We start from the raw sequence: 16,298 nt of genomic DNA, 5'->3' as shown, positions 1-16,298 counted from the left end.
TCCCTGATCAGACCGACCCGTACCCGAGCAAGCCATGGCAACCATTGAAATCGACATCGTTTCCGCCGAAGGCCAGATTCACCACGGTCAGGCGTCGATGGTGTTCGCCCCGGCGGAAATGGGCGAAGTGGGCATCGCCCCGCGCCACGCGCCGCTGCTCACGCGCCTGAAGCCGGGCGCGGTTCGCGTCAAGCAAGCGGACGGCAGCGAGCAGGCGTTCTTCGTCGGCGGCGGCATTCTCGAAGTGCAGCCGCACCTGGTGACCGTGCTGGCCGACACTGCGATCCGCGCCAAGGATTGCGATGAAGCGCTCGCGTCGGAAGCCAAGCGCCGTGCCGAGGAAAAGCTGGCCAACGCCAAGAGCGACGTCGATCTGGCGAAAGCTCAGGTCGAGCTGCTGCAGGCCGCGGCACTCGCCGAATTCCTGACCAAGATCAAGAAGACGACGCACTGATTCGACAGCTGCCGTGTGATCGAACGCCGACCTCAGGGTCGGCGTTTGCGTTGGGGCTGTTGCCATCGAACGGGCACGATACCGTCGTCCTCTTGAAAACACCTCGGGCTACCCTAAAGCACGAAAGGCGGATGCAAGTTCATGATTTTGTTTGACTTGAAATTCACATTTCCTGAATTGGCATCAAGTACAGTCACGCGGCGGCGCACTTTTTGCGGTTCGCAAGGTCTGTAGTCGGTACGGTTGAGAGCCATCCAGTTTTCCATGTCCATCTTCGATCACATTCGATACTTCGCGACGTCACGCCTGATGCGTGTCGCGGCGGTCGTCGTGCTCGCGATGTGCACGGTGACCTGGGTGGCACAGGCGGTCTCCGCAGTGGAGGACGGCCGCGCCGTCGCCATCCTGAAGGCAGCGGCCGAGCAGGCGGACACCGAGCTCGCCTTGGCGGACGCGCAGCCGGCGGACTGCCCGGAAGAATCGGAATGCGAGTCGGTGGCGCTGGACGAGACGCATGACGCCAAGGTCTTCTTCCTCCGCGAATTCACCCACATCTTTCAAGCAGTCGTCGCCCGAATGCCCCGTAACCGGGACCTCGCGGCGATCCTTCGCATGTCGTCGGAAACCTTCCGCCCACCCGATCAGCTGGTCGGCTTAGTCGGGCGTTTGTTCGCTTCCTGACCTGACGCTCAGCCGGCCTAACGCCGGCTGCCGGTCAACGAGGCGACGACCCGCGCAGCACCCGAACCCTCGGTTCGCGGGGCGCGGTCATCAAGGTTTTTCGAATTCACCGCTGTGCCGTCACCGGCCGACTCCCTGTCGCAGCCGACGCGCACGCACGACATCCGAGGTCAATCCGTGGAAAAGCTCATCGAAGGTTTCGCCCAGTTCCGTAAGGTCACGTATCCGACCAAGGAACGCCTGTTCAAGAAGCTGGCCAGCGGCCAGGCGCCGCACACCCTGATCATCACCTGCGCGGATTCCCGCGTGGTTCCGGAGTACTTCACCTCGTCCGATCCGGGCGAGATCTTCGTGGTGCGCAACGTCGGCAACATCGTGCCGCCGTACGCGCAATTCGTCGGTGGCGTCTCGGCCGCGATCGAATACGCGGTTGTCGTGCTCGGCGTGAAGGACATCGTCGTCTGCGGCCATTCCGACTGTGGTGCGATGAAGGCCACGCTGAAGCCGGGCAGCACCGAAGGGATGCCGGCGGTGACGTCCTGGTTGCAGCACGCGCAGATCGCGCGTCACGTGTTCGAAGAGAACTACGACGAAGGCGACGAGCGTTCGAAGCTGCTCGCGCTGACCGAAGAGAACGTCATCGCGCAGCTCGACCATCTGCGCACCCATCCGTCGGTCGCCGCTCGTCTGGCCTCGAACCGCCTGCGGATCCACGGCTGGGTGTTCGACATCGAATCGGCCGACATCCACGTCTACGACGCCGAAAACCGCTGCTTCCGCACCATCGAGGTCGAGGAAGGCACCGAAGCGGCCGATGAAACCGTCGTTGCCGGCAATGGACGCGCGACGGCGCCGCGCGCAAGCGCGCTGCAGGCGCCGATCCGCAAGGGTGACGCTCGATGAGCGCCGCGATGATGGACTCCACGGCGGCGCCGCCTGCCGCGGGCCGACAGAACCTGCTGGCGGACTTCCTTGCCTCGATCGTCGTATTTCTGGTGGCCGTGCCGCTGTGCATGGGCATCGCCATCGCGTCCGGCGTACCGCCTGCGGCAGGTCTGATCACCGGCATCGTCGGTGGCATCGCCGTCGGTGCGATCGCTGGTTCGCCGCTGCTGGTCAGCGGCCCGGCGGCGGGTCTGGCGGTGCTCGTGTTCGAGCTGGTGCAGGCGCACGGGATCATCGCGCTCGGCCCGGTGGTGCTGCTGTCCGGGCTGATTCAGGTGGCCGCCGGTCTGACCGGCCTCGGCATGTGGTTCCGCATGGTGTCGCCGGCCGTGGTCAACGGCATGCTCGCCGGCATCGGCATCCTGATCATCGCGTCGCAGTTCCACGTGATGTTCGATGCCAAGCCGCTGCCGACCGGGTTCCAGAACTTCCTGGCAGCGCCGAAGCTGGTCTTCAACTCGATCAGCAACGGGGCCGGCCTGCAGGCCGCGCTGCTTGGTCTGGGCACGATCGCGATGATCCTGCTGTGGGAAAAGCTGCGCCCGGCCAAGCTGAAGCTGCTGCCCGGCGTGCTGATCGCGATCATCCTCGCCACCGTGGTGGCCGAGGCGATGCAGCTTTCGGTCAACCGCGTCACCCTGCCGGACAACCTGATCGCCGGTATCGAGTGGGTCACGCCGGAAAAGATGCTGGGCCTGTTCGGCAAGCCTGCGCTGCTTGTGGCGGCTCTGGCGTTCGCGTTCATCGCCAGTGCCGAAACCCTGCTGTCGGCGGCGGCGGTCGATCGCATGCATGATGGTCCGCGGACCCAGTACAGCCGCGAGCTGACCGCTCAGGGCATCGGCAATACCCTGTGCGGCCTGATGGGCGCCTTGCCGATGACCGGCGTGATCGTGCGTTCCGCCGCCAACGTCCAGGCCGGTGCGACCTCGCGCCGCTCGACCATCATGCACGGCACCTGGATTCTGGCTTTCGTGCTGCTGCTGCCTTGGCTGCTGCGGATGGCGCCGATCTCGGCGCTGGCCGGCATCCTGGTCTTCACCGGCTTCAAGATGATCAAGCCGTCGCAGATCAAGGAACTGGCCGAGTACGGCCGTGGCAACGTGTCCGTGTATGTGGTCACCGCGCTGACCATTGTGGCCACCGACCTGCTGACCGGTGTCATCGTGGGCATCGGTTTCGCGCTGCTTCGCCTGTCGCTCCGATCGGCGCGACTGCACCTGAACCTCAAGAATGGTGAGGCCCCGAACGAGAAGACGCTGCGCATGGTCGGGTTTGCCACGTTCCTGAACATCCCGTGGATCACCAAGATCCTCGACGAGATTCCGCCGGGCACCAAGCTGACGCTCGATATCGATCGTCTGCGCCACATCGATTACGCCGTGGTCGTGCTGCTGCAGGATTGGGGACGGATGGCGCCGGTCAGCGGTTCGGAGCTGATCGTCGATTGGCCAACGCTGAAGAGCCGCTCGGAAGGCATCGACGAACGCCGCGAACTGGTGCAGGTCAGCAGCTGATCCGCGCGTCCTGATTCCAGCGCAGCGTCGCAGCAAGCGAGGACCGCCGGCTCCGCCGGTGGTCCTTTTTGTTGGTGCTGCGAATTATCATGCGGCTCTTTTCGAGCCCTGAAGCCATGACTGACCGCGTTCACGCCATCGTACTTGCCGCTGGGCAGGGCACGAGGATGAAAAGCCTGCGACCGAAAGTGCTGCACGCCGTCGGTGGCAAGCCGATGCTCGGACACGTGCTGGACACCGCCGCCGCGGCCGGCATCCGTCAGGCGCATCTGGTGCTGGGCCATGGTGCCGACCAGGTTCAGGACTGGCTGGCAACCCGCGCGGACGATGCCCTGAAGTCCGTGATCCAGCGGCAGCAGCTCGGCACCGCCCACGCAGTCCTGCAGGCGATGCCGGACGTGCCCGATACCGCGCTGGTCATCGTCCTCTACGGCGACGTTCCGCTGATCAGCGCGGCGACGCTCGAAGCGCTGATCGAGGCGGCGGCCGACGGCTTCGCGCTGCTGACGGTCACGCTCGATGAGCCACGCGGCTACGGTCGCATCCTTCGCGATGGCGCCGGTCGCGTCACCGGAATCGTCGAGGAAAACGATGCGACGGCGGAACAGCGCGCGATCCGCGAGATCAATACCGGCCTCATGGTTGCGCCGGCGCGGCGGCTGAAGCGCTGGCTGTCGCACGTCGGCAACAACAACGCCAAGCGCGAGTACTACCTGACCGATGTCGTCGGCCTGGCCGCACGCGATGGCGTGTCGATCAGGACGGTGTCGGCGGCGTCGCCCGAGGAAGTCGAGGGCGTGAACGACATGCTGCAGCTGGCCCGGGCCGAACGCGTGTTCCAGCGCCGCGAGGTCCAGCGGCTGCAGCGAGACGGCCTGTATCTGGCCGACCCTTCGCGCTTCGATCTGCGCGGTGCGCTCACCATCGGCCGCGATGTCCGCATCGATGTCGGCGTGATCATCGAAGGTGCGGTCGAACTGGCGGATGGCGTCAGCGTCGGCCCGTACAGCGTGCTGCGGAACGTGCGGGTCGGCGCCGGCACGCGGATCGAGTCGCACTCCTGGCTGGACGACGCCGTCGTCGGCAGCCACTGCATCATCGGCCCGTACGCCCGCCTGCGGCCGGGCTCGCTGCTCGGCGATCAGGTTCATATCGGCAACTTCGTCGAGCTGAAGAAGACCACCGTCGGCGATGGCTCCAAGGCCAATCATCTGGCCTATGTCGGCGATGCCGTGGTCGGCGAGCGCGTGAACATCGGCGCCGGCGTCATCACCTGCAACTACGACGGCGCCAACAAGTTCACGACCGTGATCGGCGATGATGCCTTCATCGGCACCGACAGCCAGCTGATCGCCCCGGTCACCATCGGCCGCGGTGCGTACATCGCCGCCGGGTCCACCATCGCCAAGGATGCACCGGAGGATCAGTTGACGATCAACCGGGCCCGCGATCAGCGCGCGATCAGCAGCTGGGTGCGGCCGAGGAAGCGTTAGGTCGATCGCGTCGACCGCCCGCGGTCAATTCGGCGGCAGCTTGCCTGGACTGTCGCTCGAACCCGGTGGGAGGGCATCGGTCGGCGCTGGGGTCTCCTCCAGCTTCATCCCCTTGCGCAGTTCCCGCCCCACCGCCTTGTTCAGGCCGGACAGCGCGCCGTAGACGCCGTCGGTGATCGTGTCGTGCACGTCGCGAACGCGCTTGCTGGCGTCGCGCGTGGCCGGGATCGCTTCGAGGATGTCGAACGGAATCCTGGCGATGCCCTTGTGGACCTCGCGCACCACCGAACCGCCGGTTTCCAGCACCTGCTCGGCCTTGGCCTGCGCGTCGCGCAGCGATTCCAGCGTGGCAATGCGCTCGGCCATCGCGCGACCCTGCGCGAGCGAGGCGCGCAAGGCCTCGTCGAGCTGATCGACGCTGCGCGCCGCACCGCGCGCCCAGGCCAGCGCCCAGACCAGCAGGCCTGCCGCGATCAGCAGCGCGAGGGCGGCCAGCTCAGACGCCATGCGTCGTGACCTGCGCGTTCACGCCCTGCGCCTTCAGCTGATCGGCGATCTGTGCCGCCGCGCGGGTGTAGACGATGCGCTCGATCATCCGCGGCGCCACCTTCGCCGCTGGCCCGGCCAGCGGCGTTTCGCGCACGGCCAGCTCGTACGGATTCAGGATCTCGATCTCGATCACCGGGCCGGCGCGCCCCGGCGACACCGGCATCGGCATGTCGCCGACCAGCTGCGCATGCATCGCCTCGATCCGCCGCTGCAGGCGCCAGAGCACCCAGCCCAGCGCGACTGCCAGCACCAGAACCAGCACCGACAGCATTGCCAGCAACACGCTCAAAGGCATTCTCCGAAGGTCATCACCCGAAGCGGCACGCCGGCCGGAACAGGGGCGGGGGACCGCTGCCGATACAATAGCGCGCCACCCCCTGAAGCCTCCATGCCATGTGCGGAATCGTCGGCGTCGTTGCGGCGCGTGATGTCACCCCGATCCTGATCGACGGCCTGCGCCGTCTCGAATACCGCGGCTACGATTCGGCTGGCGTCGCCTTGCTGACGGCCGACGGCTCGCTCGATCGCCGCCGCGCCCAGGGCAAGGTCCAGCAGTTGGTCGACGGCATCGCCGCCCTGCCGATCGCCGGCCGCCGCGGCATCTCCCACACGCGCTGGGCCACGCACGGCGTGCCGAGCGAGCGCAACGCCCACCCGCATGTCTCGGGCGATACGGTGGCGCTGGTCCACAACGGCATCATCGAGAACCACGATGGCTTGCGCGAGGAACTGCGCGCGAAGGGCTACCGTTTCAGCAGCGAGACCGATACCGAAGTGGTCGCCCATCTGGTGGCCGATGAACTGGCGACGCGTGGCTCGCTGCTGGCCGCCGTGCAGGCCTCGGTGCAGCGCCTGCACGGCGCCTACGCCATCGTCGTGATCTCGCCGAAGGACCCGGACTGCGTCGTCGCCGCCCGCGCCGGCTGCCCGGTGGTCGTCGGCTACGGCGATGGCGAGAACTACATCGCGTCCGACGTGCAGGCGCTGCTGCCGGTCACGCGCAGCTTCAGCTTTCTCGAAGAAGGGGATGTCGCCGAGATCCGCGAAACCGGCGTCCGCATCATCGACGCGCACGGCAACGCCGTCGATCGTCCGGTGCGCGAATCGAGCCTGTCGGCCGATGCCGTCGAGCGCGGCGAGTACGCGCACTACATGCTCAAGGAAATCCACGAGCAGCCCCGCGCGATCGCGGACACCCTGGCCGAACGCATCACCGGCAAGCGCGTGCTCGAAGCCGCGCTCGGCCCGCTCGCCGAGGCGCTGCTGCCGAAGATCCGCAATGTCCACATCGTCGCCTGCGGCACCAGCTACCACGCCGGCCTGATCGCCCGTTACTACATCGAACAGGGCGCGGAACTGCCATGCACGGTCGAAGTGGCCAGCGAATACCGCTACCGCAACCCGGTCGTGCCGAAAGACACGCTGTTCCTCGCGATCTCCCAGAGCGGTGAAACGGCAGACACGCTGGCGGCGCTGCGCGAAGCGAAGAAGCTCGGCTATCTCGCGACCGCGGCCATCTGCAACGTCCCCGAATCCTCGCTGGTGCGCGAAGCCGATCTGGTGCTGATGACCCGCGCCGGCCCGGAGATTGGTGTTGCCTCGACCAAGGCCTTCACGACACAGCTGGCCGCCCTCGGCATCCTCGGCGTTGCGCTGGCTCGCCACAACGGCATGACGGCCGCGGTGGAAGCGCAGTACGTGCGCCAGATCGCCCATGTGCCGGAAATGGTCGAACGCACCCTGAAGCTGGAACCGCAGATCAAGGAACTGGCCAAGCACTTCGCCGACAAGCGCCACGCACTATTTTTGGGCCGTGGCCCAACCTGGCCGGTGGCGCTCGAAGGGGCGCTGAAGCTCAAGGAAATCTCGTACATCCACGCCGAGGCCTATCCGGCCGGCGAACTGAAGCACGGCCCGCTGGCGCTGGTCGACGACGACATGCCGGTGATCGCCGTCGCCCCGAACAACGCCCTGCTCGAAAAGCTCAAGTCCAATCTCGAAGAAGTCCGCGCCCGCGGCGGCAAGCTCTACGTGTTCGCGGACCCGGAATCCGGCTTCACCGAAAGCGACGGTGTGGACGTGATCACCATGCCCGAGCACATCACGCCGCTGCAGGCCCCGATCGTCTACACGCTGCCGCTGCAGATGCTTGCGTACCACGTCGCCCTGCTGCGCGGCACCGATGTCGATCAGCCGCGCAACCTCGCGAAGTCGGTCACGGTGGAGTGAGGCGGGGCGACGCCGGATCGAACAACCAACTTCTGAATCCCGTCATCCATGTCCCTGACCGCCTACCTGCAGCGCCTGCGTGAAACGCCCGAGCGGATCGAATTCGCCGATACCATCGCCGCGATCGAAAGCCATTACGACTACACGCCCACCGCCTTCCGCAACGGCGAGGTCGAGAATGGCGCCGGCCAGAATGGCGGTTCCTGCAAGATTCTCGCGTTCGCCAGGCTGCATGCGCTGAGCGAGCCCGAAACCCTCGCCTGCTTCGGCCGCTACTACCGCGACGACGTGCTGAAGCATCCAGACGGCAGCGACCACCCGAACATCCGCAATTTCTTGCGGAGCGGTTGGGGTGGCGTGAAGTTCGAGGGAGACGCGTTGCGCGCACTGAGGCCCGACGCCTAGCGTCGTGCATGTGGCGCCACCATCAGCGCCACGACAAGGGCGGCTACTGACCTGCGGAATGATTCGGACCCGTTGGGCCTGTCGGACCCTTCGAAGCGGGCGGCGGGTATCCGGTCGGGTTGAATGCTTCCGTGCAGTCCTGATTGCGTTTGGCGCGAGCTTGTCGACGCAGGACTATGGCCGGGCCGGGCCGGGCCGGCACCACGGTACCGATCGATCGCTGTGTTCGCCTCGACGCCACCGCTCAGCGTCCGTCGCCATCCATGCCATTTCGCCATGACTCGGGCGGCAGGGTTTCCGGGTCGATGGTGACGTAGCGATTGCGGCCGGCGGCCTTGGCGGAATACAGGGCGTAGTCGGCCAGCTGGATCGCGTCTGACCAGACCGGCGTTGGCGTGGTGGGCGTGATCGGCAGTGCGGCGTAGCCGATGGAGCAGGTGATGCCGGCGAAGGCGGTTCCGGGGGTGGCTTCCCAGTTGGTGCAGCTGTTGGCGATGGCCTTGTGCAGGCGGCGGGCGATGTCGACCAGATGCGTGCGTTCGACCACGTCGATCACCGCGAGGAATTCCTCGCCGCCCCAGCGCAGCAGGAATTCGCCGTCGCGCACGGAGGTGCGCAGGGCGCTGGCGGCGCGCTGGAGCACGGCATCGCCGACGCCGTGGCCATACTGGTCGTTGATGCGCTTGAAATGGTCGATGTCGACGACCAGCACGCCGATCACGAGGTCGCGACCGGTCTCCGCGCGGTGACGGGTGATCTTGGCCAGCAGCATCGGCAGCGTCTGTTCGAGGAAGCGGCGGTTGTGCAGGCCGGTCAGCGGGTCGGTGACGCTCATTTCGCGCAGGCTCTGGTTGGCCTGTTCGAGTTCGCGCGTGCGCTCGGCCACGATCGCCTCCAGCGCCAGCTTCTGCGCGTTCACATGGCTGACGCGGGAGCGGATGATCAGCGCGATCAGCAGCAGGGCGACCACGATGTAGAGCAGGCGCGAGATCCAGGTTTCGGTGAACTTGCGCGGCACGTCGAGCGTGACGGTGGCCAGCGGTCCCCAGGCCTCGAAGGCGCGGCGGGCGGTCACTTCCAGCGTGAAGCGGCCCGGCGGCAGGTTGGTGTAGAACGCGGTGCGGCGGTCGCCGGCCTCGATCCACTGGGCATCGAAGCCGTTCAGGCGATAGCGGAATTGCAGCGGCGAGGTCTGCCGATAGTCGATCGCCCCGTACCGGATCGCGACGTCGCGCGATGGCCCGGCAACGGTGATCGCGGCGCCGGGCGTCAGCGGCACGCCGTTCTGATCCAGTCCGACGATGTGGGCGACCGGCGGCGGCAGCGACGGGGTGTCGGTATTCATGCGCAGGGCGCCGTCGATGGTCGGCAGCCAGAGTTCGTTGCCGATCAGGATGCCCTTGCCGTTGCCGCCGCCATTGCAGCAGCGCAGGCGGCTGTTGCCCTGATGCTCGCCGGGATTGCTGACGAGATTGTCGAGCGGCAGGCCCTCGCCGGTCGCGTGGCCAGCCGGGTGGCCGAGGGCGTCGAGCGCGATGCGGTAGGCGCCGCCTTCGCCGGCGACGATCAGATGCCGCTTGGTCGCGCCGAGAAAATAGACGCTGTTCGACGGCAGACCCTGCGCCAGGCTGAACTGGCGCCAGCCTTGCGCATCGAGCAGGAACAGGCCGCGATCGATGGTGCCGGCGACGAGCCGTTCGTCATCCAGTTCGAGCAGGCTGGTGATGAAGGCGCCGTCCAGTTCCTTCGGCTTGACCGCTTCGAAGCGGTCGTCATTCCGGCGGTACAGGCCGTCCTCGAAGCCCACCCAGAAGCCGCCGCGGCGCGTGTGCAGCACGTAGCGGGCGCCCTTGTCCGGCAGGCCGGTGTCCGCACCGAGTGCCTGCACCGCATCGCCGTCGATCCGGAACAGGCCGCTGCTGGTGGCGGCCCAGATGGTGCCGGCATGGTCCTGCGCCAGTCCGTTGATGCTGATGCTGTCGAGCTCCGGCAGCGTGCGATCGATGCGACCGTCCGCCGTGAACCGGGCGAGACCGGCGAAGGTGCCGACCCACAGCCGGCCTTCGGCCGCCCGCAGCAGCGAATACGCGACCGGGTAGGGCAGGGCCTCGCGCGGGATGAACGGCCGGGCCTTGTTGCCTTCGATCACCGCCACGCCGGAATTGGTGCCGACGAACAGCCGCTCGCCGTCCTGCGCGTAGCTCCAGACGATCGGATCGATCAGGCCGTGCTCGATGCCGATCCGGTGATTGCCGCTCATCCAGAAATGCTGCAGGCCGTCGGTTTCGCTGCCGATCCAGAGATCGTCCGGTCCGGTCTTCATCGTCATCGGCCACGGCACCACGCCGGGCGTGCGCGCCGGAATGCGGTCGATCATCCGCCCGCGGTCGAGGCGATACAGCATCTTGTCGGTGCCGACCCAGAGGCCGGCGTCGCCATCGCCGGACACGCTCTGGATGTTCGGCTCGGTGCCGCCGGGCTCGAGTGTCTGCACGTCGAACTGCTCGCCGCGCAGGCGCAGCAGGCCACGGCTGGTGCCGAGCCACAGCGCGTTGTCCGACCAGGACAGACTGGTGACGACGGCGGTCGCGAAGCGCGCGGGCAGCGGCAGGTCGTGCTGCTGGCCATCGCTGAACCGGCTGACGCGGCCGCTGCCCGCGATCCATACGGCGTGCTCGCTGACGGCTGCGGCCGTCGCCCGGTCGGACCAGCCCGGCACTGGCTGAAGGCGGTCTGAGCGGAATCGGAACAGGCCGGCATCGGCGGCGACGTACAGGTCGCCACCGGCATCTTCGGCGAAACCGTTGACGCGGCCGACGTCGGCGGGGGCCGCTTTGTCGCCCGCAGGGGTGCCGGTTGCCTCGGTGCCGACGCCGCTGCGGTCGATGCTCACCGACTGGAAGCCGCTGGCCTCGTGATACGCGAGGTTCTTGATCGTGCCGATCCACAGGCGCCCGCCGCGGTCGCGATACAGGCGCGTGACGAAGCTGGACTTCAGCGCCGGCACATCGCGTTCGTGGAAAACCTGGAACTGGTTGCCATCGAACCTGGCCAGACCGTTTTCGGTGCCGATCCAGACGAAGCCGTCGTGATCGAACGCGATGTCGTTGGCCGAGGATTGCGGCAGCCCGGCTTCGAGGCTCCAGCTTTGATGCGCCAGCGTGCGCAGCGGCACATCGGGCGGGATCGCCAGTGCCAGCAGCGGCAGGGCAAACAGGAGACAAGCGTGTAGCGTTCGAAGCAGCGGTCTTGCGCCGGGCATGTCAGCAGAGAGTGTGGGAGTTTCCGGCTCCAGACCCGATCCAGCATCGGGCATGGAAACGCGGGCGTACGGTACCAAGTCGACAGCCGTTGCAGGTCATGCGGCACCGGGTTAGCGGGGCATCCATCACATCGGTGCAATCGTTTGTCTGTGCGGGTTCGACGACATGGGCATGGCAGTCCGGAATGGACGGCGGATCGGCTGGGTTCAGGGCCCTTCGTACAGCCGCAACAGCACGTCGAGGTTCGCGGCGGTCCAGACAATCCCGAAGTTGCCGGCGGCGTCATGGGCCACGGCGGTGCGGCTGGGATCGCCCCGGCCGCTCGCGAAGATCGGATTGACCACGAACGCGGGGCCGGCCGCGCGGCCGTCGGCACGGTAGCGGCGCGCGAGCACTTGGCCGTCGTTTTTCCAGCTCAATGCGACATCGCCGGCGCGGCTCGAAGACACCGCGACGTGCGCAGTGGTGCGGCTGGTCAGCGGCCCGACGGTGATGATCGAACCCACCGGGCGGCCGGCGGCGTCGTAGCGCCGGGCGCGGATGGTGTCCAGCGCGCCGACCGTGGAAGCCGGCCACGCGATCACGACATCGCCGTCGGCATCGACGCCGATCCCCGGTTCGCCAATCGGGGATCCGGCGATGCCGCCGGCGAGGAACGGATCGGCCGAGAACGCCTGATCGACCACCGTCGAAGCCGCTTTCGGCAGACCGTTGGCCGCAAAGCGCCGGAACCGGATTTCCTCGCGCTGCGGGCTGATGAAGATCGGATACGGGCCCGCAAACGGCACCGGGATCGCAGGCAGGCGGACCACACGGTGCCAACCCAGCACGAAATCGCCGGCCGGTTGCGCAGCGAGCACCGGGGCGTCGACGAAATCGCCATCGCCATCGCTGACCACGGACTCGCGATCGCTGAGTGCGACACCGGCGGCATCGAATTGGCGAATGCGGATGTCGGCGAAGGACGGCGGCTGGAAGGCGACCGTGACCCGGCCGCCGTCATCCATCGCGATGTCCGAGCGTTCGGTCACCTGCGACGTTGCCGCCGTGCTGACGCGGGTGATCGCGCAGCGCGGCGTGCCATCGGGACCATACAGGCGCATCGCGATCGCCGCCTCCGATTGATACTCGGTGCGCCAGGCAACGGCGAAGCTGCCGCCGGCATTCATCGCCACCACCGGCTTCGAGTCGTTGTTGATGCGCGCTTCGGAAACGGTGATTTCGTTGCCGGCCGGCCGCGGCGGATTGGCGGAATCCCCGATCGCCGTCCAGACCACGACGGTCAGGCCGGAAGCGCTGCGCGCGACATCCGCCGTATCCAGCGAGTCGCTGCTGGCGTCGATGCGATTGACGCGAAGCTCGGGCGTCAGCGGATCGCCGGCGGCGGCTCGTGCGACGCCGGGTCGCAGTGCCAGCGTCACGCCGAACAGCGCGGCAGAAGCGGCGTGCAGGCGCAGGCGTGCGGACATGGAGCGGACTCGGCAGTCAGGTCGAGCGCTCATGGTAGTGGAGCGGCGTTGCCGCGAGCTTGACCGGGCTCATCGCAGCGGCGCGCCAACGGGCGTGATGACGCCCGTCGGTCACTCAGGCCGTGACGTCAGATCGCCTGACCGATCTTGAAGATCGGCAGATACATCGCGACGACGAGACCGCCGACCAGCACGCCGAGCACGACCATGATCATCGGTTCGAGCAGGGCGGTGAGGTTGTCGACGAGAGCGTCCACCTCTTCCTCGTAGAAGTCGGCGAGCTTCGCGCACATGTGGTCGAGCGAGCCGGATTCCTCGCCGATGGCGACCATCTGCACCGCCATCGCCGGGAACAGGCCGCTCTGCTGCATCGTCAGCTGCAGCTGCTGGCCGGTGGAGACCTGATCGCGCATCTGGAAGATCGCTTCGGTGAACACGATGTTGCCGGCGGCCTTGGCCACCGAATCCATCGCTTCGACCAGCGGCACGCCGGCCGCGAACATCGTCGACAGGGTGCGGGCGTAACGGGCGACAGCGGACTTGTAGAGGATGTCGCCGACCACCGGCAGGCGCAGCAGCAGGCGGTCGGTGAAGCGGCGCACCTTTTCTGACCGGATGTGCGCCTCGCGCAGGCCGAAGAAGGTGCCGAGGCCGGCCAGCAGGATCACCCACCAGTCGTCCTGAATGAACTCGGACAGCGAGATCACGAACTTCGTGAACGCCGGCAGATCGGCGCCGAAGCCCTTGAACAGCGAGGCGAACTGCGGCACGACGAAGTACAACAGGATCGCGGTGACGATCATCGCGACCACGATCACCGCCGCCGGATAGGTCATCGCCTTCTTGACCTTCTTTTTCAGCGACTCGGTCTTTTCCTTGTACGTGGCGATCTTGTCGAGCAGGGTTTCCAGCGCGCCGGATTTCTCGCCGGCATCGACCAGATTGACGAACAGGTCATCGAACTGGCGCGGATACTTGGCCAGCGATTCGGCGAGCGTGGCGCCGCCTTCGATGCTGCCCTTGACCCCCAGCACCATCTCGCCCATCGACGGATTGGCGTGGCCGCGACCGACGATCTCGAGCGACTGCACCAGCGGCACGCCGGCCGACATCATCGTGGCGAGCTGGCGGCTGAACACGGCGATGTCCTGCCCGCCGATCGCCTTCTTGCCCTTGCCGAACAGCGAGGACTTCTTGCGGACGCGGGTCGGATTGATGCCCTGCTTGCGCAGCTGCAGCTTGATGAAGGCTTCGGTCGGGCCGTCGGACACGCCCTTGACCCGCGTACCCTTGCGGTCCACGCCTTCCCAGGCGAACGTGAATTCCTTCGGGGGTGTCGTTGCTGCCGCCATGACCGTCAATCCTCGCCGCTTTCATCCAAGCGAGCGCCGTGCATCGCCGATGAAAAAAAGGATAGCTCAGTCAACGGTGACGCGGTTGGCCTCGGTCAGGTCGATCACGCCGTCCAGGACCTTCTTGAGTGCCGATTGACGGAGCGTCTTCACGCCTTCGCGCGCCGCCTGGTCGGCGATGTCGATGGCGTTGCCGCCTTCCATGATCACGCGCGAGATCGCGTCGGTCACCGGCATGACCTGGTAGATGCCGGTCCGGCCCTTGTAGCCGCTGTTGCACTGATCGCAGCCGGTCGCGCGGTAGATGGTGAAGCCGGGGGCATCAACCTGCGCCGGGGTGAAACCCTCCTTCAGCAGTTCTTCGCGCGGAATCACGTCCGGCTTGCGGCAGAACTTGCACAGCTTGCGGGCCAGACGCTGGGCGATGATCAGGGTGATGCAGCTCGCCACGTTGTACGCCGGCACGCCCATGTTCAGCAGGCGGGTCAGGGTCTGCGGCGCGTCATTGGTGTGCAGGGTCGACAGCACGAGGTGACCGGTCTGAGCGGCCTTGATCGCGATCTCGGCGGTCTCCAGGTCGCGGACCTCGCCGACCATGATCACGTCCGGGTCCTGACGCAGGAACGCCTTCAGCGCCGCGGCAAAGGTCAGGCCCTGCTTGACGTTGACATTGACCTGATTGATGCCCGGCAGATTGATTTCGCAGGGGTCTTCGGCGGTCGAGATGTTCGTGCCGTCGTCGTTCAGGATGTTCAGGCCGGTGTACAGCGACACGGTCTTGCCCGAGCCGGTCGGCCCGGTGACCAGGATCATGCCCTGCGGCTTGGCCAGCGCCTTCAGGTACAGCTCCTTCTGCTCTGGCTCGTAGCCGAGCGCGTCGATGCCGAGCATCGCGCTCGACGCATCGAGGATACGCATCACGACCTTTTCGCCCCACAGCGTCGGGCAGGTGGAGACGCGGAAGTCGATCGCCTTGTTGGCGGAGAGCTTCAGCTTGATGCGGCCGTCCTGCGGCACGCGCCGCTCGGCGAGATCGAGCCGGGACATGACCTTCAGGCGTGCCGCGAGGCGGCCGCCCATCTGCACCGGCGGGGTCGCGATCTCGCGCAGCTCGCCGTCGATGCGGTAACGCACGCGGTACTTCTTTTCGTACGGCTCGAAGTGGATGTCCGAGGCGCCGCGGTTGATCGCGTCGATCAGCACCTTGTTGACGTAGCGAATGATCGGCGCGTCGTCGGTCCCGTCGTTGGTGCCGGCATCGGCGCCGGGATCGGTTTCGCCGCCTTCGATCTCGAGGTTTTCGAGGTCCTCGTCGCCGCCGGACAGGGCCGTGGCCTGAACCGCGGTGATCGCGGTCTCGATGGCCTTCACCAGCTTGTCTTCCTCGACCAGGATGCCCTCGACCAGATAGCCGGTCGCGAACTTCACTTCATCGAGCGACTGCAGGCGGGTCGGGTCGGACAGCGCGACGAACAGCTTGCGGTCGCGCTTGTAGACCGGCAGCACGTGATGCTTGCGCATCAGCTTTTCGTTGACTTCGCGGGCGATCGCCGCGTCCACCGTGATCGCGTTCAGATCGAGCAGCGGCGTGCCGAACTCGATGCTGGCGATCTCGGCCAGCCGCGCGGCGCTGACCATCTTCGATTCGACCACCACCGAGACGAAGTGCGAGCCGGACTTCGCCGCCTTGTTCTGGGCGTCGCGGGCCTGGTCTTCCGTCAACAGGCCGTCACTGATCAGCCGGCGCGGCAGGCCGCCGATGAAGGTGGTGATCGGAGGATTGGCCTGGAAGTTGGTCGCCACAAAAAGTCCCTTGCCGACGATGAGCCGGTCGCCCGACGAAAGATGAACAACGGTTGCGGAAGCGCGGAAGCTACACCGCGCAACGGTCCGAGGCTAGTGCAACCGCCGCTCGACGCCGCCCCGGCCGGCGCGGTGTGC

At 66.8% G+C, this 16,298-nt stretch carries 13 protein-coding genes; 7 read left to right on the top strand and 6 right to left on the bottom strand.

What is annotated here, in order from left to right:
- The first annotated feature begins 34 nt into the window (after positions 1–34).
- From QZ951_RS12740 to glmU, 5 genes are all read left to right on the top strand, one after another.
- Positions 35–454: a F0F1 ATP synthase subunit epsilon gene (locus QZ951_RS12740; protein WP_293001059.1), complete on the top strand. Its 420-nt coding sequence runs from the start codon at positions 35–37 to the stop codon at positions 452–454.
- Positions 455–718: 264 nt separating this feature from the next.
- Complete coding sequence (locus tag QZ951_RS12735; RefSeq protein ID WP_293001058.1) at positions 719–1,135, top strand: hypothetical protein; 417 nt, start codon at positions 719–721, stop codon at positions 1,133–1,135.
- Positions 1,136–1,312: 177 nt separating this feature from the next.
- Complete coding sequence (locus QZ951_RS12730) at positions 1,313–2,038, top strand: carbonic anhydrase (RefSeq protein ID WP_293001057.1); 726 nt, start codon at positions 1,313–1,315, stop codon at positions 2,036–2,038.
- Positions 2,039–2,049: 11 nt separating this feature from the next.
- Positions 2,050–3,597, top strand: coding sequence for a SulP family inorganic anion transporter (locus QZ951_RS12725; RefSeq protein ID WP_366943917.1), 1,548 nt, complete (start codon positions 2,050–2,052; stop codon positions 3,595–3,597).
- 116 nt (positions 3,598–3,713) lie between these two features.
- On the top strand, positions 3,714–5,090 hold the full coding sequence (gene glmU, locus QZ951_RS12720) for a bifunctional UDP-N-acetylglucosamine diphosphorylase/glucosamine-1-phosphate N-acetyltransferase GlmU (protein ID WP_293001055.1): 1,377 nt from the start codon (positions 3,714–3,716) through the stop codon (positions 5,088–5,090).
- A 24-nt stretch (positions 5,091–5,114) separates the two neighbouring features.
- Here glmU and QZ951_RS12715 read toward each other — a convergent pair whose 3' ends face one another.
- Positions 5,115–5,597 (bottom strand): hypothetical protein, encoded by a 483-nt coding sequence (locus QZ951_RS12715; protein ID WP_293001054.1) that lies wholly within the window; start codon positions 5,595–5,597, stop codon positions 5,115–5,117.
- A complete protein-coding gene (locus QZ951_RS12710; protein ID WP_293001053.1) occupies positions 5,587–5,928 on the bottom strand; it encodes a hypothetical protein in 342 nt (113 codons plus the stop codon). Before QZ951_RS12710 ends, QZ951_RS12715 begins: the two co-directional genes overlap by 11 nt.
- Before the next feature lie 104 nt (positions 5,929–6,032).
- On the opposite strand from QZ951_RS12710, the gene glmS reads away from it, so the two are divergent.
- Positions 6,033–7,868, top strand: a complete 1,836-nt coding sequence (gene glmS / locus QZ951_RS12705) for a glutamine--fructose-6-phosphate transaminase (isomerizing) (protein ID WP_293001052.1) — start codon at positions 6,033–6,035, stop codon at positions 7,866–7,868.
- Positions 7,869–7,916: 48 nt separating this feature from the next.
- Positions 7,917–8,273, top strand: coding sequence for a HopJ type III effector protein (locus QZ951_RS12700; RefSeq protein ID WP_293001051.1), 357 nt, complete (start codon positions 7,917–7,919; stop codon positions 8,271–8,273).
- 244 nt (positions 8,274–8,517) lie between these two features.
- Here the strand turns inward: QZ951_RS12700 and QZ951_RS12695 are convergent, their stop codons facing one another.
- From QZ951_RS12695 to pilB, 4 genes are all read right to left on the bottom strand, one after another.
- On the bottom strand, positions 8,518–11,535 hold the full coding sequence (locus tag QZ951_RS12695) for a ligand-binding sensor domain-containing diguanylate cyclase (protein ID WP_293001050.1): 3,018 nt from the start codon (positions 11,533–11,535) through the stop codon (positions 8,518–8,520).
- Between the two features lie 207 nt (positions 11,536–11,742).
- On the bottom strand, positions 11,743–13,005 hold the full coding sequence (locus QZ951_RS12690) for a hypothetical protein (RefSeq protein ID WP_293001049.1): 1,263 nt from the start codon (positions 13,003–13,005) through the stop codon (positions 11,743–11,745).
- A 128-nt stretch (positions 13,006–13,133) separates the two neighbouring features.
- On the bottom strand, positions 13,134–14,357 hold the full coding sequence (locus QZ951_RS12685; RefSeq protein WP_293001048.1) for a type II secretion system F family protein: 1,224 nt from the start codon (positions 14,355–14,357) through the stop codon (positions 13,134–13,136).
- 66 nt (positions 14,358–14,423) lie between these two features.
- The gene (gene pilB / locus QZ951_RS12680) at positions 14,424–16,160 is read right to left on the bottom strand and encodes a type IV-A pilus assembly ATPase PilB (protein WP_293001047.1); all 1,737 of its coding nucleotides are present in this window, start codon (positions 16,158–16,160) and stop codon (positions 14,424–14,426) included.
- Between the last annotated feature and the right edge of the window lie 138 nt (positions 16,161–16,298).

Origin of the sequence: Nevskia sp. (assembly GCF_021732705.1) — a bacterium.
GTDB lineage: Bacteria > Pseudomonadota > Gammaproteobacteria > Nevskiales > Nevskiaceae > Nevskia.
This window is presented reverse-complemented; position numbering and strand designations above follow the sequence as displayed.